The sequence below is a fragment of the Pseudomonas sp. CCNWLW23 genome (assembly GCF_037095675.1).
GTDB lineage: Bacteria > Pseudomonadota > Gammaproteobacteria > Pseudomonadales > Pseudomonadaceae > Aquipseudomonas > Aquipseudomonas atacamensis.
On record NZ_JBAWKM010000007.1, the window covers coordinates 1 to 23,112 of the forward strand.

A 23,112-nucleotide genomic window follows, 5' to 3' on the forward strand; every position below is an offset into this window, starting at 1 on the left:
TTCCCCATGTGAGAGTAGGTCATCGTCAAGATTAAATTCCGAAACCCCAATTGCGAAAGCAGTTGGGGTTTTGTTTTAGTAGAAGTTCCTGTTTTTGCTGGCTTGTTACCGTGTTGACGGGCCAGATAAAGAATTTCTTGACGACCATAGAACATTGGAACCACCTGATCCCATCCCGAACTCAGCAGTGAAACGATGTATCGCCGATGGTAGTGTGGGGTTTCCCCATGTGAGAGTAGGTCATCGTCAAGATTGAATTCCGAAACCCCTGTCTGCTAACGCAGACAGGGGTTTTGTCATTTAAGCGTGTACGAAAGATCAGGCCGTTCTGCGACTCTTGCTGCTGCGTCTTGCCTGCCACTTGCGCCACCAAATATAGACGCCCGTCCCTGACAACCCCGCAATCAACACACCCAGTACCGCGATCATTACCTGCCCTGTCACCCCGATGATCCGTCCTCCATGTATGGGCAACTGAAGTCGATAGAACTGCTCTCCAAGCGTGCCCTGTCCCGCGATCTCCTGTCCCAATAATCGGCCATCTGTACCGTGAAAGAACAACCAGGATTTTCCATGGGCGTCCGTATCGTGCTGTCCAAATCCTGCGCCGTAGAAGTTGTACTCAAAGCTGTAATACAACTCGCCGATTGCCGCCGTCAGTCCTAATCGTTTCCCTTCCTGCAATGCCCTTTGGTACGCCTGTTGATAACTCAACTGTGTCGTACCCAGTTGATTGGCGGGCATTCGTCCTCTGGCTTCATAAACGCTCGGCTCGATGGGCGAAAACAACGAAACCGCAGGCTTGAACACTTGGCTGGGCAAGTTCATCGCCACGCTACTGACGGCGATCGGTAACAGCAGCAGCCACAGCCACAATCCTCCGGCGCGATGCAGGTCGAAGTTCAAGCGGTAGGCATGCCCGCCTTTGACCTTCCACGCAGTCGCCCACTTCTTCCAGAAGGGCTTGCCACGCGGCAAGGTCAGCCACAATGCGACAAAGCAGTCGATCACCCACGCGATGGCCACCCCACCCATTAACAGCAATCCCCAGTTACCCGGTAATGTCAGGTTGTAGTGAAACTCCAGAATGAACGGGATGAAGTTCTCCCGCTGAAAACAGCATTCACCCCAGTAGCGCGCGCCTTTTTGCTCCGAGCTGACCGGGTCCAGATAGAACACCTGATTGGGCTTATCAAACGGCTGGCCCGTCGCCGGATCCTTACGCGGAACGGCCGCCAGTAGCGCCGTATGCCCCGTCTCATGGGGATACTCCATGTACCAGACTTGCAGTTTCGGATGTGCAGTCTGCACTGCATCTACCAACGCGCCCGGCGACAAGCGCTCACCCACTGAGGTCGCCTCGTAGAACTGCGGATTCAGCCACTCATCCAGTTCGTGATTAAACGCCAGCACACTGCCGGTCAGCCCGGCCAACAATAAAAACGTCGCAGTGGCCAATCCAATGTACCGATGCAACAAAACCAGAAACGCACGCATACAAAACACCCCGAAGAAACGACAAAGCCAGCCCCTGATAGCAGGGGCTGGCTTTTTTATGCACAGGACATAGCTTTAGAACTGATAGCTGACGGTCGCCGCTACGTTGCGTTCTTCGCCCATGTAGCAGAAGTTCAGACTGGCGCAGGACGCGACATAGGATTCATTGGTCAGGTTGTTCGCGTTGAGCCGGACATCCACACCTGTCAAGCCGACCTTGCCCAGGTCATAACCAATCGAGGCGTCGAACAGCGTGTAAGACGGCACCTTCATTGTGTTCTCGGCATCGGCCCAGCTGTAGCCGACATAGCGCACCCCACCACCCAGGCGCAGCCCATCAAGTGCGGCGCTGTCGAACTTGTAGTCAGCCCACAGCGAGGCCATGTGTCGCGGCGCTTGAGTCGGTGAGTTGCCCTTGTTCTCGATGACATCGGTCGGCGTGCTCAAGGTGCTGATCATCGATTTGGAATATTCGATATCAGTGAAGGTGTAACTGCCGAGCACTTTCAAGTTATCGGTCAGTTGCAGGTGCGCTTCCAGCTCCAGACCTTGCGAGCGTACGGCGCCGACTGCGCGGTAGAAGTTCTCCTGCGGCAGTTTGGTCGCGAGGTTTTCCTGGTCGATGCGGAACAGCGAGGCGGTAAACAGGTTGTCGGTGCCCGGCGGCTGATACTTCAAACCGACCTCCCACTGCGTGCCATCGGTAGGGGCCAGTGGATTACCGGCGCTGTCGGCATAGGAGTTCGGGTTAAACGACTCGGAGTAGCTGATGTATGGCGCCAGACCGTTATCAAACAGATATAAAGCGCCGGCACGCCCAGTGAGTTTCGTGCGCCGATCATTGATCTCTGTACCCACCGGACGCCCCGCTTCGGCGATGCGGTTTTCATCGGATGTCTCGACCCAGTCCTGACGCAGGCCCAGCGAGAAGCGCCACTTGTCCATCTCGATCAGGTCTTGCAGATACACACCGGTCTGCTCCAGACGACGCAGATAGCTGGTGTCGCCGTACATCTCGATCGCCGAGTTGCCGTACACCGGATTGAACGCATTGATCGGCGCGAGGCCACCGCTGGTCCAGTCGACCACGGTTTTGCGCCGTTGATAATCCGCGCCCATCAGGACTGTGTGCTTGGTCGCGCCGGTGAAGAATTCGGCCTGCAGCATGTTGTCGACGATGAACGCATGCAGGCGCTCATCACCGCCGGTGTAATAACGGTTCAGTTCATTGCTGGTCGGGGTGGTCCAGCCATAGGCGTAGACCTGATCCATGTTCACTTTGGAATCGAGATAGCGGAAGTTCTGCCGCGCCGTGAAGACGTCGTTGAAGCGATGTTCGAACTGATAGCCGAACGACTGCTGGTCACGGGAGTAACCATCGATCCCCGGTTCGCCCTCGAAGAAGCGCGGCGAGATGCGCTCGCCATTGCGCTGATGGATCGTGCCGTCCGCCGGAACGCCGCCGTGGTAACCGCCGTCCGGATCGTGTTGCAGATAGGCCTGCAGGGTCAGCGAGGTGTCTTCGCTGAAATCGATGCTCAACGTCGGCGCGAGGGCGAAGCGTTTTTCCTTGTTGTGATCGAATTGCGTGTCGGACTGATCGCTCAATCCGGTCAGACGATAGGCAATGCGCTTGTCGTCATCGACCGGACCGCTGAAGTCAAAACCAATCCCGCGCTGGCCTTGCGTCCCCACTGTCGCCTGCACCTGATGGTAGGCCTCATACAACGGCTTTTTACTGGTCAGCGCGACCAGACCGCCGGGCGAGCTACGGCCGTACAGCACCGATGACGGGCCTTTGAGAATATCCACGCGTTCAAGGAAATACGGATCGACCTGCATGGTGCTGTAGGTGCCGCTGTCGCCCATCGACTTGAGGCCGTCGAGGTAGATGTTGTCCACCGAGCCGTCGTTGAAACCGCGCATCGCCACGTAGTCGTAACGATGGGTGGCGCCATACGGGTTGGTCAGCACGCCCGGGGCGTAACGCATCGCTTGCGAGACGGTTTGCGAGCCTTGGTCATCCATTTGCTCACGCGTCACCACCGATACGCTTTGCGAGGTCTCCAGCAGGGCGGTACTGGTCTTGGTGGCGATCTGGCTGTGCGTGGCGTTGTAGCCGGCCATGCTGCCCAGCGCGTTGCCGAGGGCGAAGCCTTTGATGTCGGTGGTCGGCAAGGCTAGTGCTTCGCTTTCAGCCAGCGGGCGCAGAATGTAGCTGCTGCCGTCCTGGCTGACGGCTTCCAGCCCTGAGCCACCGAGCAAATGGCTCAAGGCCTGGTCGGTCGAATATTCACCCTGCACGCCGGGAGATTGCTGACCTTGAGTCTGTTGCGGCGTCATCGCCAAGGTGATGCCGGCCTGCCGGGCAAACTGATTCAAAGCCTCGCCCAATGGCCCGGCAGCAATGTTGTAGCGGTGGCTGATCTCGGTGCCGGTGTTGGCGGCCAGACTCAGGCTCGGTAACACGCTGACGCCCAGCGCGGTGGTCAGCAGTGCCGCCCGAACCGCATGGCGCAGTAGTGTCGATTCTGCAGTGAAATTCAGAGGGTTCTTACAAGTGGCGCGGACAGTCATTGTGGATTTCCGTAGGCAGTCGCGAGGGCTGATTTGAAGTGCTTACTGACTAAGCCGGACTGCCTGGAAAAACCCGCCAAAAAAATTTCACACCGCACGTTCCAGGGTCACCCACCAACGGGTGCGATAGCGCAGTTGCACCGGCAACGTCTGCGGCAGAATCGCCAGCAGCCTGTCGGTGTCCTCCAGACGAAACACTCCAGAGAGGCGCAGGTCTGCGATATCCGCCGAACAATGGAGATAACCCGGGCGATAACGGCCGACTTCAGCGAGGAAGTCGCCCAGCCGCATATTGCGCGTGACAATCAAACCGTCGAGCCAGGCGCCCGCATCCATATCCAGCGTCGGCGCTGCGCGCAAACCGCTTTGATCGACCAGAAAACTCTGCCCGGCGAGTGCTTCGAGGGAATGACCGCCAGCGCGAACCAACACCCGGCCACGGGTAACGCTGAGCCGCGTGCACTGTTCTTCCTGACGCAAAATGAAACGCGCATCGAACGGCGCATAAGTGCCGTGGCGATTCTGTATGCGCAGCGGTCGATCGGTCGCCGCGCCCTCGTCAGAGCCGCCGCAGGTAACGATGATCTCGCCACGGGTCAGTTTGATCAGGCGCCGCTGCGCGGTGTAATCCAGATCTACGGCGCTGGCGGTGTTGAGTTCGATGCGCGTGCCGTCGGGCAACTGGAAACCGCGCCGTTCGCCGGTCGCCGTCGCGTAGTCGGCACTCCATTGCTGCCAGGCGGCGCTGTCCTTGGCCAGCCACGCGGCGGAGCCCATCAACAGCGCGCCCGACAACAACTTCAAGGCCTGGCGTCGGCCCAGCCCCTGCGCACTGTTTTCCAAGGTGTTGAAAGCGACCTGCGCACCCGGCACGGCGCGCAGACTGGAGCTCAATTCGGCTTGCAGCGACTGCACCCGCTGCCAGGCAATTTCATGTTCGTGATGCTCGGCGCGCCACTGCTCGCATTGGCGAGTCAGCCGCGAATTGCCGTGGTTGTTGCGCAGCCGCAGTAGCCAGTGAATCGCTTGCTTGACCACGTGTTGGCGCGGTTCCACGCGGCGAGCGAGTGAGAGGTTATCCACAGGCATCAGTTTTCATACCGCAACACATAGCAGTGATACAGCGCATCGGCGACGTAGCGTTCCACAGAACGTACCGATACGCCCAACTGCTCGGCGATCTGTTTGTGAGTCAAACCTTCGCACTGCGCCAGGAGAAACGCCTGACGCACTTTCGGCTTAAGTCCTTCGAGCATGCGCGCAATGCTTTCCAGCAGTTCCAAGACCAACGCGCGCGATTCGGCGTCAGGTACTTCGCCTTCAGGCAAGTGAGCAATGGTCTCCAGATAGGCCCGCTCGATTTCCTCGCGGCGCCAATGATCGATTACCAGACCGCGCGCGATGGTTCGCAGGAAAGCTCGGGGCGCTTTCAGTTCGAGGCGTTCGGTACGTTGCAGCAGGCGCAGGAAAGTGTCCTGAGCCAGATCCGCTGCATCCGCTGCGTTGCCCAGCCGCGCGCGCAGCCAAGCGTTGAGCCAGCCGTGATGACTACCGTAAAGCGCCTGTACGACCAACTCAGATGAAGACATGACCACGCCAGCCCGAATGTCACAAATGATAATTAGTCGCATTGTCATCAAGGGTTACAGATTTTGCAACTGCTGCCCCCATGTCGATGCGAAAAATTCCCTCGCAGCCGCTCTTGCACGCCGTTCGGCGGGAATCCTGTCCAAAACCCGCCCATCTCTCACGCGCCCCTAAGATTTCTCCGCCGCTGGCCGACAGACTGGTGAGAAATGCGTGCACCAAAGTAGAGCGGCCAGAAGAAAGCTGCCTGCACCGTACATGGAATGTTGCATCCGGAAACGCATCCCCACTTTTGGCATAAGAAGTCCCATGAAATGAATCTCAAGTTCAGCCATAAAATCCTCCTGGCCGCTTCGGGCGTCGTGGTCCTGGCGTTCGCGTTGTTCACGCTCTACAACGATTATCTGCAGCGAAACACCATTCGCCAGAACCTGCAGTCCTCCGTGCAACAGGCCGGTGACCTGACCGCCAGCAGCGTGCAGAACTGGATGAGCGGGCGCATTCTGGTGCTGGAAAACCTCGCGCAGAACGTTGCCCATCAAGGCAGGAATGCCGACCTCCCCGGCCTTGTCGATCAACCGGCCTTCACGTCGAACTTCCAGTTCACTTATGTCGGGCAGGCCAACGGTGTCTTCACCCAGCGCCCTGATGCGAAGATGCCGGACGGTTACGATCCGCGTCAGCGCCCTTGGTACAAGCAGGCCGTGGCCGCCGACAAAACCATGCTGACACCGCCGTACATGGCGGCCGTCGGTGGCCTGGTGGTGACCATCGCCATGCCGGTGAAGAAGGACGGTGAATTGCTCGGTGTGGTCGGTGGTGACCTGAGCCTGGAAACCCTGGTGAAGATCATCAACTCGGTGGACTTCGGTGGCCTCGGCCATGCGTTTCTGGTCAGTGCCGACGGTCAGGTGATCGTCAGCCCGGACAAAGATCAGGTAATGAAAAACCTCAAGGACATCTACCCGAACACCAGCGTGCGCATCGAGAAGGGCAACCAGAACGTCGTGCTCAACGGCCAGGAACGCATTCTCTCGTTCACCCCGGTCAGCGATCTGCCGAATGCGCAGTGGTATATCGGTCTGTCGATCGATCGCGACAAGGCCTACGCCGCACTCAGCCAATTCCGCACCTCGGCGTTGATCGCCATGTTTGTCGCGGTCGCGGCGATTGCGTTGCTGTTGAGCCTGTTGATCAACGTGTTGATGCGTCCACTGACCACCATGGGCCGCGCGATGAAGGACATTGCCCAAGGCGAGGGCGATCTGACCCGGCGTCTGGTGGTCGAGAGCAAAGACGAGTTCGGTGAACTGGGCAGCGCGTTCAACCAGTTCGTTGAACGGATTCACGCATCGATTTCCGAAGTGTCGTCGGCGACCCGTCACGTACATGACCTGTCGCAACGGGTGATGGCTTCGTCCAACGCTTCGATCGTCGGTTCCGACGAGCAAAGTGCGCGCACCAACAGCGTCGCGGCAGCGATCAATCAGCTGGGCGCCGCCACTCAAGAGATCGCGCGCAACGCGGCGGATGCTTCGCAGCACGCCAGTGGCGCTTCCGAGCAGGCCGACGACGGTCGTCAGGTGGTCGAGCAGACCATTCAGTCGATGACCGAGTTGTCGCAGAAGATCAGCCTGTCATGCACGCAGATCGAAACCTTGAATGCCAGCACCGACAACATCGGCCACATCCTCGATGTGATTAAAGGCATCTCGCAGCAGACCAACCTGCTGGCGCTCAACGCTGCTATCGAAGCCGCGCGTGCCGGTGAAGCCGGGCGCGGTTTTGCCGTGGTTGCCGATGAGGTGCGTAACCTCGCGCATCGCACCCAGGAATCGGCGGAAGAGATCCACAAGATGATCACCTCGCTGCAGGTCGGCTCGCGCGAAGCGGTGAGCACCATGAACGCCAGTCAGGCGTCCAGCGAGCAAAGCGTGGAAGTGGCGAATCAGGCCGGTCTGCGTCTGGTCAGCGTGACCCAGCGCATCGGCGAAATCGACGGTATGAACCAATCGGTTGCAGCGGCGACTGAAGAGCAGACGGCGGTGGTGGAAACGCTGAACGTCGACGTCAATCAGATCAACCTGTTGAACCAGCAGAGCGTGGCCAACCTCAACGAAACGTTGAAGGATTGTGATGCGTTGTCGCAGCAGGCGAACCGGTTGAAGCAGTTGGTCGACAGTTTCAAGATCTGATTCACAGATCGCAGACCGCGTTATCGTTCTTCGCGAGCAGGCTCGCTCCCACAGGGAAATGCATTCCAAATGTGGGAGCGAGCCTGCTCGCGAAAGCGGCGGTTCAATCACCGCCAAACCGATGCCTTAAACAAACAGCTTCAGCACATTGCCCATCGCATCATCGGCAAACCCCTGCACGAAATCCCTGAACCCCGGCAATGCTTCATCCCCACCCGCAGCCGATTCGGCAATGATCGTCCAGGTCGCTCGCGACTTCTCTGCGCTCAGCGATTCCACTTGCATCGCCGCCCACAGATTCGCCACCCCCAACGTGTTGTAGATCGTCGTCCAGGTCATGCGCCGCGCCTGTTCATCGCGCGAGTTGAGTTGTTCGACCACGACGTTGCCGTCCTTGAAGACTTTCTTGCGCAGCGAAGACACGCCTTCGCCGGTCATTTCGGTGTGCGACAGCGCTGGAATGAATCGTTCGAAGCCAGCGAAATCGCCAACGATCGCCCAGACTTGTGCCGCGTCCCCCGGCACTTCCACCGACGACACAACGTGGCAGCCTTGCGGGTTTTTGATCAGGGTGTCGGGTTGCAGATTGCTCATGGTGTTGCTCCTTGTTGATGAGTCAGATGAAGTTGATTTCTTTCAGGTAGTCGCAGCCGCGACGCAGCAGCGCCGGGGATTTCTGTGGGTAGTGCGCGCCCATCTGCTGCACGCCGGCCTCGGCGTTGGCGTGGCCGATCAGCGAGATGTCGCCGATGTCTTCTTCGAAACCATTGAGGTAGAAACCGAGCACGCCAAACAGCGCGTTGTCGGCGTCGACCCGGTTCAGTTGCTGCTGCCAGTCAGCGACGCTGACCAGCGCAAACTCGCTGCCGGTTTCGCGGAACGAAGCGACGTAGGCATCCCAGCTCAGCGGCTCAGGGTTGTGCAGGTTGAACACCGCACGATCCGCTGAATAACGGCTGGCATGGAAGGCGATGAAGCGGGCGAGAAAGTCCACCGGCATCAGGTCGAAATTCAGCGCAAACGCCGGCACCTGACCGAGCTGGATCGAGCCTTTGAGCATCAGCATCAAACGGTTTTTATGCGGCTGGCAAACGCCGCTGAGGCTGTTGAAACTGATGTTGCCAGGGCGATAAAGATTGACCCGTACACCACGCTCGCGCGCCCGTTCGAGGATGCGTTCGCCGACCCATTTCGACAGGTTGTAGCCGTTGCGAATATAGATCGGCGGCGTCGCGGCGGCGGGCAGTTCCAGCACTCGACCGGCATCATCCACGGTGCTGGATGCCGACAGGGTCGAGACGAAGTTGAAGACCTTTTTGCGCTGCCCCTCGCACAGCTTCAGCAGGGCGAAGATCGGCTCGACGTTATCCGCCGCCAGCGACTCGTAATCGAGTACGTGGTTGACGTTGGCGGCGTTGTGCACCAGCGCGCCGAACTCGCGATCCAGGCGCTGATAATCCTCATCGCCCAGGCCCAGTTGCGGACGGCTGATATCAGCTGCATAAACCCGCACACGGCTCAGGTCGAGGTGCTCCAGACGGTTTTCGTGCAGTGCCTGAGCGAAACGTTGCGCCGCCGTTTGCCCGGCGCCGTCGCGCACCAGACAGGCCACTTCGCTGGCGCCCCAACCGAGCAGCGCTTCGACGATGTGCACGCCGACAAAACTGTTGGCACCGGTGACGATGACCTTGTGCACATCGCCCATGCGGCTGATCGGCAGCGGTTCGATATCCAGCGCGCGCTCGGCGTCGGCCATGGCTTGGGCGCTGAGCACGGCGCTGTCATCGGTGCCGCGCACCAGCGTCGCCAGTTTGCTGATCGTGGGCAGTTCGATGAAGCGATTGATCGAAATGCTTCGGCCAAATTCCTCACGCAAGCGCAGCAACATCCGCGACAGCAGAATCGAATGTCCGCCGAGATTGAAGAAGCTTTCGTCAGTGGAAATGTCGCTGGTCGGCAGTTCCAGCAATTCTGCCCAGATCTCCAACAGCAGCGCTTCGTCAGCATTGGCCGGCAGGCATTTCGCAGCGCTGTCCTGGACCGTCACCGGCAATGCCAACAGCGCCTTGCGATCGACTTTGCCGTTACTGGCGAACGGCATCTGCGCCAGTTCGGTCCACGCTCCCGGTTGCATGTAGTCCGGCAGAAACTGCCGGGCGTGAGCCTTCAATGCGTCGCGGGCAGTCTCGGTCTGTGGCTGGGCGATAAACGCCAGAATGCGCCGCTGACTGTCGATGACCACGGCAATCTGCCGATACAAGCGGCTCTCGCGCAGGCAGCGTTCGATCTCTTCCGGCTCGACGCGGAAGCCACGGATTTTCACCTGATTGTCGCGCCGCCCGCACAGCTCGATACCGTGCTCGCCCCACTTGGCCATGTCGCCGCTGCGGTAGGCGCGCAGGGTTTCGCCGCCGGGCAGTGACAGGCTCAGATAACGCTCGGCGGTCTGCTGCGGATTATTCAGGTAACCGAGGCAGACACCGGGGCCGACGATGAACAGCTCACCGACGGTTTGATCGGGCACCGGTTGCAGATCGTCGTCGAGAATCAGCACCCGACTGTTAGCGATCGGCCCTCCCAGCGTGCGGTTGCTGTCGCCCGGTTTGAGCTGGCGCGCGGTGATCAGCACGGTGGCTTCGGTCGGGCCATACAGGTTGTGCAGGGTGCCTTGGCGGGTCAGTTGCTCGATGACGTACGGCTCGCAGACATCACCGCCGGTCATCACCTGCACGCCCTCCAGTTGTTCCAGCGGCAGGATGCTCAACAGCGCCGGTGGCAGGAAGGCGTGGGTCAGTTGCCGCCGGCGAATCAGCGCAATCAGCTGCAAAGGATCGCGGCGCTGGGTGTCGTCGGGCACGACGAGTTCCGCCCCTGCGAGCAGGCTGGGGAAGATGTCGATCAGCGAAGAATCGAAGCTCAGCGAAGAGAACTGCAACACCCGACTCTCGGCGTGCAGCTGCACGTAGTCGGCGTACCACGCGGTGAAATGGGCGAGATTGGCCTGGCTGAGCAGCACGCCTTTCGGATGCCCGGTGGTACCCGAGGTGTAGAGCGCCATGCACGGCGCATCAAGCTCCGGGCGGTGCTGCATCAGCGGCCGGTCGAGATCGGCGTTCGGCGCTTCGATGCCACTGACATCCAGCCCCGCTACCGACTCGCTGAGCGCCTGCTGTCCATCGTGAAGCAACAGCACCGCGCCGGCGTTTTCCAGGATGTATTGCTGACGCGGCAATGGATGGCTCGGCTCCAGTGGCAAGTACACCGCGCCGCTGCCGAGAATCGCCAGGATCGAGGCGAACAGCGCTGGGCTTTTGCCTTGGCAGACACCGACCACCCACGGCTGCGGATGTTGCTCAAGCAAGGGCAGCAACCGCTGTTGAATCGCCCGGCTGTGGTCGTGCAACTGGCGGTAGCTGATGGACTGTCCGCCGAGGTGCAGCGACGGTCGTTCGGCATGCTCGATCAGGCTCTGTTGCAGGCGCTCGATCAGCGGGATCTGCGCTTGTTGCAGCAGCGCCGGGTTTGCCGTGTCGTTGAGACGGTGGACATACGCCAGTTTGTCGAGGAACAGCAGGTCTTCCAGGCGTTCGAAATCCGGCGCGATCAGCGCAGGGGCATGGCGGAAATAATCGGCATCGCGGGAAAAGCGGCTGACCAGCAACGCCACCTCATCGACCACATGGGCGAGCGCTCGTTGGCGTAGCGACTGACCGTTGCCGGACGGCTCATCGCCGATCGGCACACGGCTGATCAGCGACGAGCCGAGGAAGCACAGCAAGTCGAGGGTCGGCAGGCCGCCATGGTCTTGCGCGGCGACACCCAGGCGCAGGTGCAGATGCGGGATGGCGCAGAAGTCGCCGGCAGCGATAAAGCCATCGTCGATGATCAGATCCACCGCCGCTTGAGTGGCGCCGCTGCGGGTCACAGCATGGCCATGCTGTTCGAGCTCCCGGGCCAGATCGGTCATGGCCTGGCCGGCGCCGGTGAGCAAAATGTCGAGACGTTTCATGTCGGCCTCCTCAAACCAGATAGTCGCGCAGGGCGTGCTGCACGCACGGTGTGTCGAGCAGCGAGCTGTTGTGGAAAAACCTGACGATGTTGCCCACCAACGGGTGGTGGCGATTGATCGGGAAGGCCAGTCCCGCGATCTCCTCACGCAATGACTGTCGGGTGGTTTCGCTGACCGGCAGCGCATCGATCAGGCGCAAATCGAAGGACTTCTGGATGTCGTTGGTCAGGTAATGGCCGATGAACACCGGCAGAATCTGCGCGATGGTTTCGCGGTCCGCGTCGCTGGCGGTGTGCCAATAGATGCGCACCATCCGCGCCCAGAAACTCGAGTGGCGACCTTCGTCGAGCAAGTGGTCGGCCATCAGGCCCTTGATCGACGGCTTGACCGAATCGTCGCGGGCGAACGCGGCGACATCACCGGTCACGGTGTTTTCGGCGATCGCCACGCAAATCAGTTCCACCGCGCTGCGCAGGTATTCCGGCGCCAGCGCAACAGCGGCGGGAATCGCCCGGCTCAGCTCGATTTCATCGGGCAATTGAATCGGCTCGATACCGGTCAGCGCGACCGTTTGCTGCATGAAATCCATGGCCACCAGCGCGTGGTAATCCTCATCGACCACCACGGTCATCGCGTCGTAGCGACAGGCGAACGGGAACGCCACGGCAAAGCGATTCTTGGCAATGCTGCGGGCGGTCTTGTCGACGATTTCCGTCTCGAAAATCACTACGTCGTTGATGAATTTGTACAACGTCTGCACCAGGGCGAAATCACGTTGCTGTGGGCATTCACGCAGGAAGGTTTCGCTGAGCACCAGCGGCTGGCGGCTGAGCGGGTAGATCAGGCGCTGATCGTCTTCCAGCAGCCGCCGGGGACGGGTGCGGATGGTCGCGCGGCTTTCCCAGGCCTCGGCGAAGGATTGATAGTCGGCAGCGTTCATTGGGCCACCTCGGCAACTTCCACGCCCATGCTCAGGCGCAGCCCGTCCCACAAGGCGATGCGGCTTTCCACGGCGGCGATGGCGCTGGCGTAAACCTCGGCTGCGCGCTGCGGATCGCCGTCCACCAGACGCTCCAGCAACTGCTCGGCGGCCGGGCCGTGATCTTCGGAATCGACTTCGATATGCCGTTGCAGGTAGTAGCGAAAGGTCGGTGCCTGTTCGATGCCGATGCCCCAGTCATCGAGGATGCGCTGGAACATCGTTGGAATGACGCTCTCGCGACCATGCAGGAACGCGGCAGCGACACTGTGTCTCGGCGCCTCCAGGGCAATGCGCAAGGTATCGCGGACAAACTGCGCGGCCGCCGGGTCGACGTCGACGCTCTGCAACGCGACGTCATAACTCACGCCTTCCTGCTGCAGGGCGACAAAGCGCTCTACCGCCGTGGTGCTCGCGCCGACTTCGCGCATCGCATCCAGGTACAACTCGAAGTGGCTGTAGTGGCCGGCATCGAGGCGATCGTCCGATTCCTCGCCCAGCACGATCTCGTTGATCAACCGAGCCGCGTGGGGATCGCGCGGCGGCAACCAGGGTAAACGCGTGCAGGTCAGTTCCTGTTGCAGGCGCTTGGTCAGCGACATGAAGTCCCATACGGCAAATACATGGGTTTCCATGAAACGGCGTAATACCGATAACGAAGTAATCTCGGAAAAGATCGGGTGAATACTCAGTTCGGCTTTCTTCAGGGCGAGTTGCTGCTTAGTGGGCATCATGATGTCCTTTATCATTGATTGAAGTGCACGGTTCTTTTCAGTTGCTGTAAGCGGTCGAGCAAGTTGGATAGCAAGTTGGTCGGGCAAATATTGATTGCGCTGTGGCGCCGTTGCGGCGCCACGGGTGCTGCGGTTGGTGCGTGAGGTATGCCGCGCTGAACGGCGACGTTCAAACCTGGCGAGAGAAAAACTAATACAGGGCAAATGCATTTAACAAGTTTATTTTCAATTATTTTAAGTTGGCTGTTTTTTGAATATAAGAGTTGCCGATAAAACTTTCAGATCAAGTTTTATTAGGGCGTAGTTACTCCTTTCGGCTAATAACGGCCAAAATCGATAACAAGAGTGAATGCCTCACTCGAAGCAACTTTTAAACAAGGGAAATTTATGAATTCAAAGGGGGCGAAAGTTGGCCGGGACCGGCGCCATGACTTCCTGTTTCCCGTGACAAGGCTCCTTCCGTAGGTTCCTGTTGCGGGGACTGTGCCGTCAGGGCGGCGCGTCCCCGTTCTGTAGGGGTGGCGCTGGAAGAGTGCGGGTAAATTGCCGTCACGGCTATTACCGATTGGTCATCGGCGGGCAGCAGAAATGCGTCGGCAGGGCCGGGGCGGGCACCAGCGGGCACGCCGATCCGCTGCCAGAGCCGGCAGCAGAGCGGTCGCGAAGATTTGTAAGGGGATTATTCGACGTACGAGATATCAGCGTGCGGTGTGACGCTTCTGTGCGGCGGGAGTCGCGAGGTAGCGGGTGATAACCTCAACGCCACGGTTGAGGTGCTGCTCCAGCATTGCGAGCGAGCGCGGTATGTCCCGCTCGATCACGGCCTGAAGCATGGCGCGGTGGTCATCCTGGGACAGCTTGCCCAAGCCCATCGCTTCCAGATTGAACCGCAGAAAACGTTCTTCTTCGTTCAGCCCGTCCTCCACTAGGCGCAGCAGTCGCTGATTGGGCGCTTTGCTGTACAAGGCCATGTGAAAGAGACGGTTGAGGCGGCCGATTTCGTTGTAGTCGTGCTGCGCTTCCAGTTCGTCGATGTAGCCAGCGGCGAGTTGATGCTCGGCCTCAGTCAGCAGCGGAATGGACTGCCGCAATGCCTCGGATTCGAGCAGAATGCGCAACTCGTAGGTTTCAGCGGCATCGCCCTGGATCAGCGGGGCGACCACGGCGCCTTTGTGCGTAGTGACGCTAAGCAGCTCCTGCGCTTCGAGCTGGCGCAAGGCTTCGCGCACCGGCATGCGGCTGACCCCGAACAGATCGGCCAGATCCTGCTGGCGCAGTGCAGTGCCACAGGGCAGGCGGCCATCGAGAATGGCCGAGCGCAGGGTTTCTTCGATCACCGACCGGGCCAGATGCGCAGGAATCGGTCCTTCGACTTTGATGCTGTGCAGCGGTTTGGGCTTCTGAGTCACGACAACACACCCTGTAGGTCGCAATATTTGGATCCAAATGACACTAGTGATTGCTCTACAGGTTGTCAAACCTTGTAAAACGTTGCGCGGCAATCTCAAGTCTAGCGCGTCTTCGATGATCTCACGGTGCCATTGTTTTTTGCCGGGCTAAGCTTCACCATCAAACGCTTCCTTTCTGTCCTTCTGGAAACCTGCAGTGGCGGTACGTTTCGCGATCCCTCGGACCTTGCGCTGGCTTGGCTGCGCATTGCTGCTGGCCGGCGTCATGCTGGGCGGCCTGCACGCCAATTGGGATTTTTCCGCGATCAGCCGCAAGGCCACGGCTCTTTATGGGCCACTGGGCGCGGGGCAGCAGCGCATCGACGCCTGGCAGAATCTGCTGGCCACGCAGAAGCAGGTCAGTGAGATGGACAAGCTCAAGGTGGTGAACCTGTTCTTCAACAAGCAGGTGCGTTACGTCGAAGACATCGATCTGTGGCGCGAAGTGGATTACTGGGAAACCCCGATCGAAGCCCTGTGGAAGGGTGCCGGTGACTGCGAAGACTACGCCATCGCCAAGTATTTTAGCCTGCGCCATCTCGGCGTTTCCAGTGACAAGCTGCGCATCACCTACGTCAAGGCGCTGCGCCAGAACCGCGCGCACATGGTGTTGACGTACTATGCGACCCCCGATGCCATGCCGCTGGTGCTCGACAGCCTGATCGATCCGATCCAGCCGGCGTCGCAGCGGACCGATTTGCTGCCGGTCTACTCTTTCAATGCCGAAGGTCTGTATCTGCCCGGCGCCAAGGGCAATAAAAAGGTCGGCGACACCAAACGCCTGTCGCGCTGGCAGGATGTGCTGAAAAAAATGCAGGCCGAAGGTTTTCCGGTCGAGACGACTAACTAGGAGCACGCGCTCAGATGTCTTTGTTCAAACAGCTGTTGATCGCTATCTGTCTGTTCCTGGTCGTGGCCTTCACCGGCAGCTTCATGGTCAGCCTGGAGAGCTCGCGCACCCAGTACGTCAACCAGTTGCGCTCCCACGCACAGGACGCGGCGACGGCGCTGGCGTTGTCGCTGACGCCGAATATCGACGACCCGGCGATGGTCGAGCTGTTGGTCAGTTCGATTTTCGACAGCGGTTATTACGCGAGCATCCGCGTGGTCGACGTGAAGACCGACCAGACCATTGTCGAGCGCAGCGGTACCCCGGCGGTGAGCAATGTGCCGGACTGGTTCGTCAGACTGATCGGCCTCGAACCGGCGGGTGGCGATGCGCTGGTCAGCCGTGGCTGGGAGCAGGCGGCGCGGGTCGAGGTGGTCAGCCATCCGATGTTCGCCGTGGCCAAGCTGTGGCAGAGCGCACTGGGCAGCCTTGGCTGGTTGCTGATCTGCGGCGCATTGAGTGCGGTGCTCGGCGCGCTGTTGCTGCGTCGGCAGTTGAAACCCCTCGATTACATGGTCCAGCAGTCCCATGCGATTGCCCGCCGCGAGTTTCTCAGCCTGCCGGATCTGCCACGCACGCCTGAATTGCGTCGCGTGGTGCAGGCAATGAATCAGATGGTCGAGAAGCTCAAGACGCTGTTCCAGGAGCAGGCCGAGCGCAGTGAAAAACTGCGTACCGAGTCCTATCAGGACAACCTCACCGGTCTGGCCAACCGCCGCTATTTCGAGATGCAACTGAACAACCGCGTGAGCAACCCGGAGCAGGCCAGTTCCGGTTATCTGCTGCTGTTGCGGGTCAAGGATCTGGCGGGGCTCAATCAGCGTCTCGGCGGCCAGCGTACTGACCAATTGCTCAAGGCCGTCGGTGAGCAACTGACCCGCGAGTGCGCCAGATATCCACAAACCCAGGACTTGGTCACGCGTATTCGCGGCGGTGAATTCGCCGTGCTCGCCCCCGGGCTGGTGCGCGAGGAAGCATTACAGTTGGCGCAGAATCTCGACAACGCCTTGAGCAGCCTGCACGCCACTGGCGCGACCGATGTGCCGGCGGTGGCTTCCATCGGGCTGGCGCCGTTTGCCCATGGTGATTCACCACAAGCGGTGCTGACACTGGGCGATCAGGCGCTCGCACAGGCCGAAGGACAGGGCGAGCAGAATTGGGCGTGCATCGATCAGAGTCTGGTGGCGGAGGTCGGTGACGATCATCACGCCTGGCATCGACTGCTGGATGAGGCCTTGAGTCAGCAGCGTTTCGAGCTGTACTTCCAGCCGGTGGTCGCTGCGCAGGACACGCAACTGGTGCTGCATTACAAGGTGCTGTCACGCCTGCTCGACGAGCAGGGCCAGACCATTCCCGCCGGACGCTTCCTGCCTTGGCTGGAGCGCTTCGGCTGGACCGCACGGCTCGATCGCCTGATGCTTGAACGCGTGCTCGAGCAGATGAAAGGGCACGAGGATTCGCTGGCGCTGAACCTGTCCTCGGCAACGCTGGCCGACCCGCAGGCGCTGAACAAAGTCTTCGAAATTCTGCGCGCGCATTCCAATCTCGGCGCGCGTCTTACTCTGGAGATCGGCGAGGAGCAATTGCCTGAACAAGCGGTGCTGGAGCAGTTGACCCGACGCCTGCGCGAGCTCGGTTTCTCGCTTAGCCTGCAGCGCTTCGGCGGGCGCTTCAGCATGATCGGCAACCTGGCGCGCTTGGGTCTGGCGTACTTGAAGATCGATGGCAGCTACATCCGCGCGATCGATCAGGAGAGCGACAAGCGTCTGTTCATCGAAGCGATTCAGCGCGCGGCGCACAGCATCGATCTGCCGCTGATTGCCGAACGGGTCGAGACTGAAGGGGAGTTGTCGGTGATTCGCGAGATGGGCTTGTATGGCGTGCAGGGGCAGTTGCTCGGTGAACCGAAGCCTTGGGGGTGAGCCAAGAAGCGCCCTCACCCTAACCCTCTCCCAGAGGGAGAGGGGACTGGCCGTGGGATATTTACGAGATACGCCGACGTGCAAGAGCTCCACTGAATCCAAAATCGACTCGATCTCTCAGGTCGATGGATAGCGCAAGACACCTCGATCGGCCCCCTCTCCCTCCGGGAGAGGGCTGGGGTGAGGGTAAGCTTTGGATCTTGGGAGGATCAGATCAACCCACCCTCATCCTCATCGATCAACTGGCTCAACCCGCCCAGCGCTTCACGTGCCTGGGTGCGGTCCATCAGTTTGGCCTGGGCCGCCGCTGGCAGGTCGGTGACGCGGATCACGCCTTTCTGGGTCAGCACCTGGATCAGGTCGTCGAGTACCCGAATCATTTCAAAGTCGCTCTGCTTGAGCTGTTTGAGGCTGTTTTCCACGGCTTCGTTGGCGTACCACGCCTGAATTTCATGGTTATCGGCGGGCAGCGTTTCCGTGGCCTCGGCGTACGCCGCAGCTTCCACGCGAATCAACTGGCCTTGCGCATCGCGTTGCACGTAAAACATTGAGCATCCCTCACAAATGAACAGCGTCATGCTGTCAGCAGCATAGCCAACTGCGCGCCAGTATGCGGGGCGCCGATCAAATCGTCACCGCTGCATTGCCCGCAAACGCGACGGCCGCCCCACAGGAGGCGGCCGTTGTTGTTTCAGCCTCAGCTGTTGTTGTGATCGACCTTGATGGTCGGGTCGCTGCCGGCAATCAGGTTGTGCAGGTTGGCGCTCGCCCAGTTGTTGCCTTCCAGTTTGATCGTCACGTCCGGCGTGGCCGCAGCGGCATCGCCCGAGTTGAATTTGCCCGCCGAGCTGACTTGCAGCGACGACGTGCCATCCACTGTGGTGATCTTCAGGAAGTTGTCGATCGTGCTGCCGGTCTCGCCCTGCAACAGGTCGCGCAGGTCGATGCGGTCGCCTTCGCTGGCTTTGAAATCCTTGATCACGTCATTACCGGTGTCGCCCGATTTCCAGACGAAGGTGTCGCCACCGGAACCGCCGATGAGGATGTCATTGCCCTGACCGCCGATCAGCGTGTCGTTGCCGGTGCCGCCGAGCAGGATGTCATTGCCTTTGCCGCCGTCGAGCAGGTCGTTGCCGCCCGAACCGAACAGGATGTCATTGCCTGCGCCACCGAGCAGCGTGTCGTTGCCATCGTGCGCGCCGGACACATCGAACGCCTGATAGTGCTCGGTGATGTACTGGTGCACATTACTGGTGCTGACTTTGCTGACATCAACGCCGGTTTCCTTGGCGACGAACGCCTGCATTGCCTGGTAACCCTCGCCGGCAATGCCGTTGAAGCTGACCAGATCGCCGAACAGGATGTCGTTGCCTTCGCCACCGTTGACGGTGTCGTTACCCGGCATCGTCGCTTCGGTATGGCCGATGATCGAGTTGGCCAGGTCTTTCGGATCGATGTTGGTTTGCGGCGTTTTGTCCGAGTCGTACGGCTTGAGATCGTTGAGGCTGACGTCGTTGTTCAGACCAATGGCTTCGACGCTCGACAACCCGCTCAACAAGGCAAAGCCGCTGGTCGAGTTGCTGGTCGTCGACGAGTTGGTGCTGTTGCCGGTACCCGCGAGGTTCGACAATTCATAAGTGCCGTCGCCCTGCGCGTGAATCGTGCCCAGGGTTTCACTGCTCCAGCCCCACCACGAGTTGTAGGTTTGCAGCACAACGCTGCCGGCACTGTTGATAGTCAGGTAGTGCGAGTTGTCGATGTAGGTGCTGAACGTGTCGCCCTGCTTGTAGTTGCTGGTGTTCACCACGCTGTCGAGTTTCACGTTGCCATACAGCGTCGGGTTGGTCTGCTCGCCGGTCTGGTAGTAAGTCGGCTGGCCGTCGGTGATGAAGTACGTGAGGTTCTTCGCCCCGGTGTTGGCCACTGCGTCGGCACTCTGGAACCAGTTGGCCGTGGTCTTGAACACGTCCTCGTAGTTGGTACCGCCGCCGGAGCCCATCGAGTTCAGCACTGCTTTGAGCAAGGTCAGCGCATTCGGGTCGTTGAGATTCACCGACACCGACTTGTTGACCTGGGTATCGAAGTCCACCAGGAAGATGTTCACCGTACCCGAGTTGCTGCCGCCCAGGCTTTGCTTGAGGCTGTTGAACACCGAGGTCAGCGAGTCCTTTGCGGCGTTCAGCGACGAACTGCTCATACTGCCGGAGCTGTCGACCATGAACGCAATGTTGTAGTTGGTGCCCGGGACCACGGTCAGGCCGCCGATGTCAGCGACGATGATGTCGTTGGCGTCGGTGCCGGTGACGGTGTCGTCACCCGAGGTGGCGGTGACCGCGTTGTACACCGCCGGCACCACGGTGACCGGAATGGTCGCGGTGCTGCTTGCCGAGCCGCCGACCTGTTCGGTGGACGTCGAAGTCACGGTCAGGTTGAACTGGCCGTTGTAGTAGGTTGGCGGGGTCACGGTCAGAGAGCCGAGGTTCCAGCCGGTGACGTTGGCTTCGCCATTGCTCGCGGTAACGGTGAAGGTATGACCGGCGCCATCACTGAGCACCGAACCGACCGGTGCACCGCTGATCTTCACGCTCAGGGTTTCCGAGCCGTCGGTGTCGGTCAGCGCGGTGCTGATTGCCGACAGTTTCACCGTGGTGCCTTCGGCGCCGGTGTTGAGCTTGTAGCCGTCGTAATAACCTTCGCCGTTGGTGCCGTGCAGATCGGAGACGGTCACGCCCGAGTTGATCAGATCCTGCACACCGGTGTAGATCGGCACGCCGGCGTTGCTGAGGTCAATCGGCGTGCTGCCGTTGACCGACAGGTTGACATCGTAGCTGCCCGGGCCGCTCTGGTTGTGGTGGTAGATGTCGAGGGTGTAGTAACCGCTTGTAGTCGGGGTAAACGAACCATTGATCGCACCGCCCGCGCCCCAGGTACCCGACGCCACGTTCTTTCCACCGATGGTGATCAGCAGGCTGTCATCGGCCACGCCGCTGAAGCTGTAGGTCTTGCCGGCTTCCAGGTAGATCAGGCCAGAGGTCTTCGACGCCGTACCGGCGGCGACACTGCCGTCAGACTGCACGTTGGTGACGTTGCCGCTGGAGTTCGGTTTGCCGGCGGCGTCGATGACGTTTTTCAGGGTGGTCGAGTTCGCTCCGCTGCCGTCAGTGCCCAGGCCCGACAGACCGGTCCAGACTTCCTTGATCAGGCCAGTGGATTTAACGCTGTTATCGGCCACGGCCACGGTCGGCGCATCCGCCACTGGCGTGATGTCGATCTTCACTGTGCCGGTGCTGCCCAGCGCCTGGCCATCGGTAGGCTGGAACTTGATCTGCGCGTAGTCCGCCTGCTTGTTGCCCAGACCGGTGCCGCCGTAACCGTTGGTGCCCGACTCGTTGGCATCCGGCAGGAAACGCAGCTTGCCGGCGTCGATGTCGGCCTTGCTGAAGGTCTGGTTGTTGGCAACATCCTTCCAGGTCGAGCCGTCCAGATACTGCAGTTTGCCCTCGCCCGGCAGCTGCGTGATCTTGATACCGAGGCTGCTCGCCGGACTATCGACATCGCTGACGCCGAAGGTCGACCAGCCGAGTACCAGCGGCGTGTCTTCGGTGCCGGTGACATTGCTTGGCGCGGCGACCGGTGCATCGTTGACTGCCACCACGTTGACCGTGGTGGTCGCAGTGTTCGAGTAGTTGCCGCCATCGGTCACCGTCACGGTGATGATGCGCGGCACGGTGCTCGGGTTTTCGCTGCTGTTGGTGAAGCTGATGTTCTTGATGGCCTGCATGTAGTCGGCCAGGGTCGCGTTACCCGAGAGGGTCAGGGTCACTGTGCCGTTGGTGCTGTTGGCATTGATGGTGATGCCGTTGACGCTGTTGCCCAGATTCAGCGCATCGCCGTCCTGACGGTTGGTCAGCACCACGGTGGCACCGGTCAGCATCGTGCTGTCCGGGTCGGTGATGCTGAGGTCGGTGTCAGCGATCGACACGCCGGCGCCCGGGGTGTTCTCGGTGAACGTCACTTTGTAATCGGCACCGGTCGCTCCGCTGGAGTTGTTGGCGTCCAGATCGAGCACCGGTGGTGCATCGTTGTCGATGATCGAGGTGCTGACGCTGCCATTGGTGCTGCTGACCGCGAGGTTCTCGAAGTTGCCTCCGGTAGCCGAATCGATCTTGACCACGAAGTTCTCGGTGCCTTCGGTGATCTTGTCATCGAGGGTGGCGACGTTGAACTGCGCGCTGCTGGCGCCCGCCGGGATCTTCACGGTGTACACACCGGTGAAGTCCGAACCGTCGGCAGCAGTGCCGCTGTAGACGATTTTCAGGGTCACTTCGGTCTGCGCCGGGTGATTGAGGCTGACGGTGTAGCTGGCGGTCTGGCCTTCGGTCACCGAGCTGCTGCCAGTGATGCTGACGGTGGTGGTGTCGACGGTGTCGGTGACGCTGGTCACCGCTGGCGTGGTGCTCGGTACCAGTTTTTCGAAGTTGCCACCGGTGGCGCTGCTGATGGTCGCCTGCACGGTGCCGGCGTCTTTGTAGACGTCGTCAGCTGGCGCTGGAACGTTCACGGTGCCGGTGGTCTTGCCGGCGTCGATGGTGATCACGGCGCCGTTCGACAAGGTGACGGTCACAGGCGAGCCGGCGGCGTTGGTCAGTGTCGCGGTGTACGTAATCTGGCCACCTTCTGCCACCGAGTTACTGGCGCTGAGGGACAGGATGGTGGTGTCGACGGTGTCGGTCACGGTGGTGCTGACCGGAGTCTTGTCGGCGACGAGGTTTTCGAAGTTGCCGCCGCTGACGTTGGTGATCGAGTTGGTCAGCGGAGCGTTGCCGGTCAGCGCATCGTTCGGTGCGACGGCGGTTACGGTGCCGGTGGTCTGGCCGACGGCGATGGTGATGTTCTGGCCGTTGGCCAACGTCACGACAACTGGCGAACCGGTGACGGGGGCGCCGACGGTTGCGGTGTAGACGACGTTGCCGCCTTCTGCCGCTGTGGCGGTTGCGCTCAGTTTTACGGTGGTGGTGTCGATGGTGTCGGTGACGCTGGTCACTGCTGGCGTGGTGCTTGGCACCAGGTTTTCGAAGTTGCCACCGGTCGCGGTTTTGATCGTGGCTTGCACGGAACCGGCGTCTTTGTAGACGTCGTCGGACGGTGCAGGAACAGTTGCGGTGCCGGTGGTTTCGCCAGCCTTGATGGTGATCACGGCACCGTTCGACAAAGTCACGGTCACTGGCGAGCCAGCGGCGTTGGTCAGCGTAGCGGTGTAAACGATCGAGCCACC

At 60.3% G+C, this 23,112-nt stretch carries 13 protein-coding genes, 1 rRNA gene and 2 pseudogenes; 5 read left to right on the plus strand and 11 right to left on the minus strand.

The annotated features are described in order from the left end of the window. Positions 1 to 136: 136 nt before the first annotated feature. Positions 137 to 252: ribosomal RNA gene (rrf, locus tag V8J63_RS11140) — 5S ribosomal RNA — on the plus strand. Positions 253 to 318: 66 nt separating this feature from the next. Here rrf and V8J63_RS11145 read toward each other — a convergent pair. The 4 genes from V8J63_RS11145 to V8J63_RS11160 all read right to left on the minus strand — a co-directional run bounded on the left by V8J63_RS11145 (position 319) and on the right by V8J63_RS11160 (position 5,663). Continuing rightward, positions 319 to 1,497: a PepSY-associated TM helix domain-containing protein gene (locus V8J63_RS11145; RefSeq protein ID WP_024011103.1), complete on the minus strand. Its 1,179-nt coding sequence runs from the start codon at positions 1,495 to 1,497 to the stop codon at positions 319 to 321. 75 nt (positions 1,498 to 1,572) lie between these two features. Continuing rightward, positions 1,573 to 4,074: a TonB-dependent siderophore receptor gene (locus V8J63_RS11150; RefSeq protein ID WP_130888343.1), complete on the minus strand. Its 2,502-nt coding sequence runs from the start codon at positions 4,072 to 4,074 to the stop codon at positions 1,573 to 1,575. An 87-nt stretch (positions 4,075 to 4,161) separates the two neighbouring features. Beyond that, positions 4,162 to 5,163: a FecR family protein gene (locus V8J63_RS11155; protein WP_336464044.1), complete on the minus strand. Its 1,002-nt coding sequence runs from the start codon at positions 5,161 to 5,163 to the stop codon at positions 4,162 to 4,164. Further along, entirely contained in the window at positions 5,163 to 5,663 is a 501-nt protein-coding gene (locus V8J63_RS11160) for a sigma-70 family RNA polymerase sigma factor (protein WP_336464045.1), read from the minus strand. Before V8J63_RS11160 ends, V8J63_RS11155 begins: the two co-directional genes overlap by 1 nt. Before the next feature lie 312 nt (positions 5,664 to 5,975). On the opposite strand from V8J63_RS11160, the pseudogene V8J63_RS27785 reads away from it, so the two are divergent. Further along, positions 5,976 to 7,001, plus strand: a pseudogene (locus V8J63_RS27785) (HAMP domain-containing protein); the annotation flags it as partial. 69 nt (positions 7,002 to 7,070) lie between these two features. Beyond that, the gene (locus V8J63_RS27790; protein WP_442963524.1) at positions 7,071 to 7,856 is read left to right on the plus strand and encodes a methyl-accepting chemotaxis protein; all 786 of its coding nucleotides are present in this window, start codon (positions 7,071 to 7,073) and stop codon (positions 7,854 to 7,856) included. Positions 7,857 to 7,982: 126 nt separating this feature from the next. Here V8J63_RS27790 and V8J63_RS11170 read toward each other — a convergent pair whose 3' ends face one another. The 5 genes from V8J63_RS11170 to V8J63_RS11190 form a co-directional block, all read right to left on the minus strand. Then, positions 7,983 to 8,450 carry an SRPBCC family protein gene (locus V8J63_RS11170; protein WP_336464047.1) on the minus strand — a complete coding sequence of 156 codons (468 nt, stop codon included), beginning with the start codon at positions 8,448 to 8,450 and terminating at the stop codon, positions 7,983 to 7,985. Between the two features lie 22 nt (positions 8,451 to 8,472). Continuing rightward, positions 8,473 to 11,865: a non-ribosomal peptide synthetase gene (locus V8J63_RS11175; RefSeq protein ID WP_336464048.1), complete on the minus strand. Its 3,393-nt coding sequence runs from the start codon at positions 11,863 to 11,865 to the stop codon at positions 8,473 to 8,475. A 10-nt stretch (positions 11,866 to 11,875) separates the two neighbouring features. Continuing rightward, positions 11,876 to 12,805 (minus strand): diiron oxygenase, encoded by a 930-nt coding sequence (locus tag V8J63_RS11180; protein WP_336464049.1) that lies wholly within the window; start codon positions 12,803 to 12,805, stop codon positions 11,876 to 11,878. Beyond that, entirely contained in the window at positions 12,802 to 13,578 is a 777-nt protein-coding gene (locus V8J63_RS11185; RefSeq protein ID WP_038860823.1) for a DUF3050 domain-containing protein, read from the minus strand. Before V8J63_RS11185 ends, V8J63_RS11180 begins: the two co-directional genes overlap by 4 nt. Before the next feature lie 698 nt (positions 13,579 to 14,276). Further along, positions 14,277 to 14,987, minus strand: a complete 711-nt coding sequence (locus V8J63_RS11190; protein ID WP_016772282.1) for a GntR family transcriptional regulator — start codon at positions 14,985 to 14,987, stop codon at positions 14,277 to 14,279. A 196-nt stretch (positions 14,988 to 15,183) separates the two neighbouring features. Here V8J63_RS11190 and lapG point away from each other — a divergent pair, with 196 nt between their 5' ends. Together lapG and lapD are read left to right on the plus strand one after the other, a co-directional pair. Then, positions 15,184 to 15,876, plus strand: coding sequence for a cysteine protease LapG (lapG, locus tag V8J63_RS11195; protein ID WP_110602310.1), 693 nt, complete (start codon positions 15,184 to 15,186; stop codon positions 15,874 to 15,876). 14 nt (positions 15,877 to 15,890) lie between these two features. Then, positions 15,891 to 17,837: a cyclic di-GMP receptor LapD gene (lapD, locus tag V8J63_RS11200; RefSeq protein ID WP_336464050.1), complete on the plus strand. Its 1,947-nt coding sequence runs from the start codon at positions 15,891 to 15,893 to the stop codon at positions 17,835 to 17,837. A gap of 209 nt (positions 17,838 to 18,046) precedes the next feature. Here the strand turns inward: lapD and V8J63_RS11205 are convergent, their stop codons facing one another. Continuing rightward, on the minus strand, positions 18,047 to 18,385 hold the full coding sequence (locus tag V8J63_RS11205) for a hypothetical protein (protein WP_016772279.1): 339 nt from the start codon (positions 18,383 to 18,385) through the stop codon (positions 18,047 to 18,049). 149 nt (positions 18,386 to 18,534) lie between these two features. After that, positions 18,535 to 23,112: pseudogene (locus V8J63_RS11210) on the minus strand (LapA family giant adhesin); the annotation flags it as partial.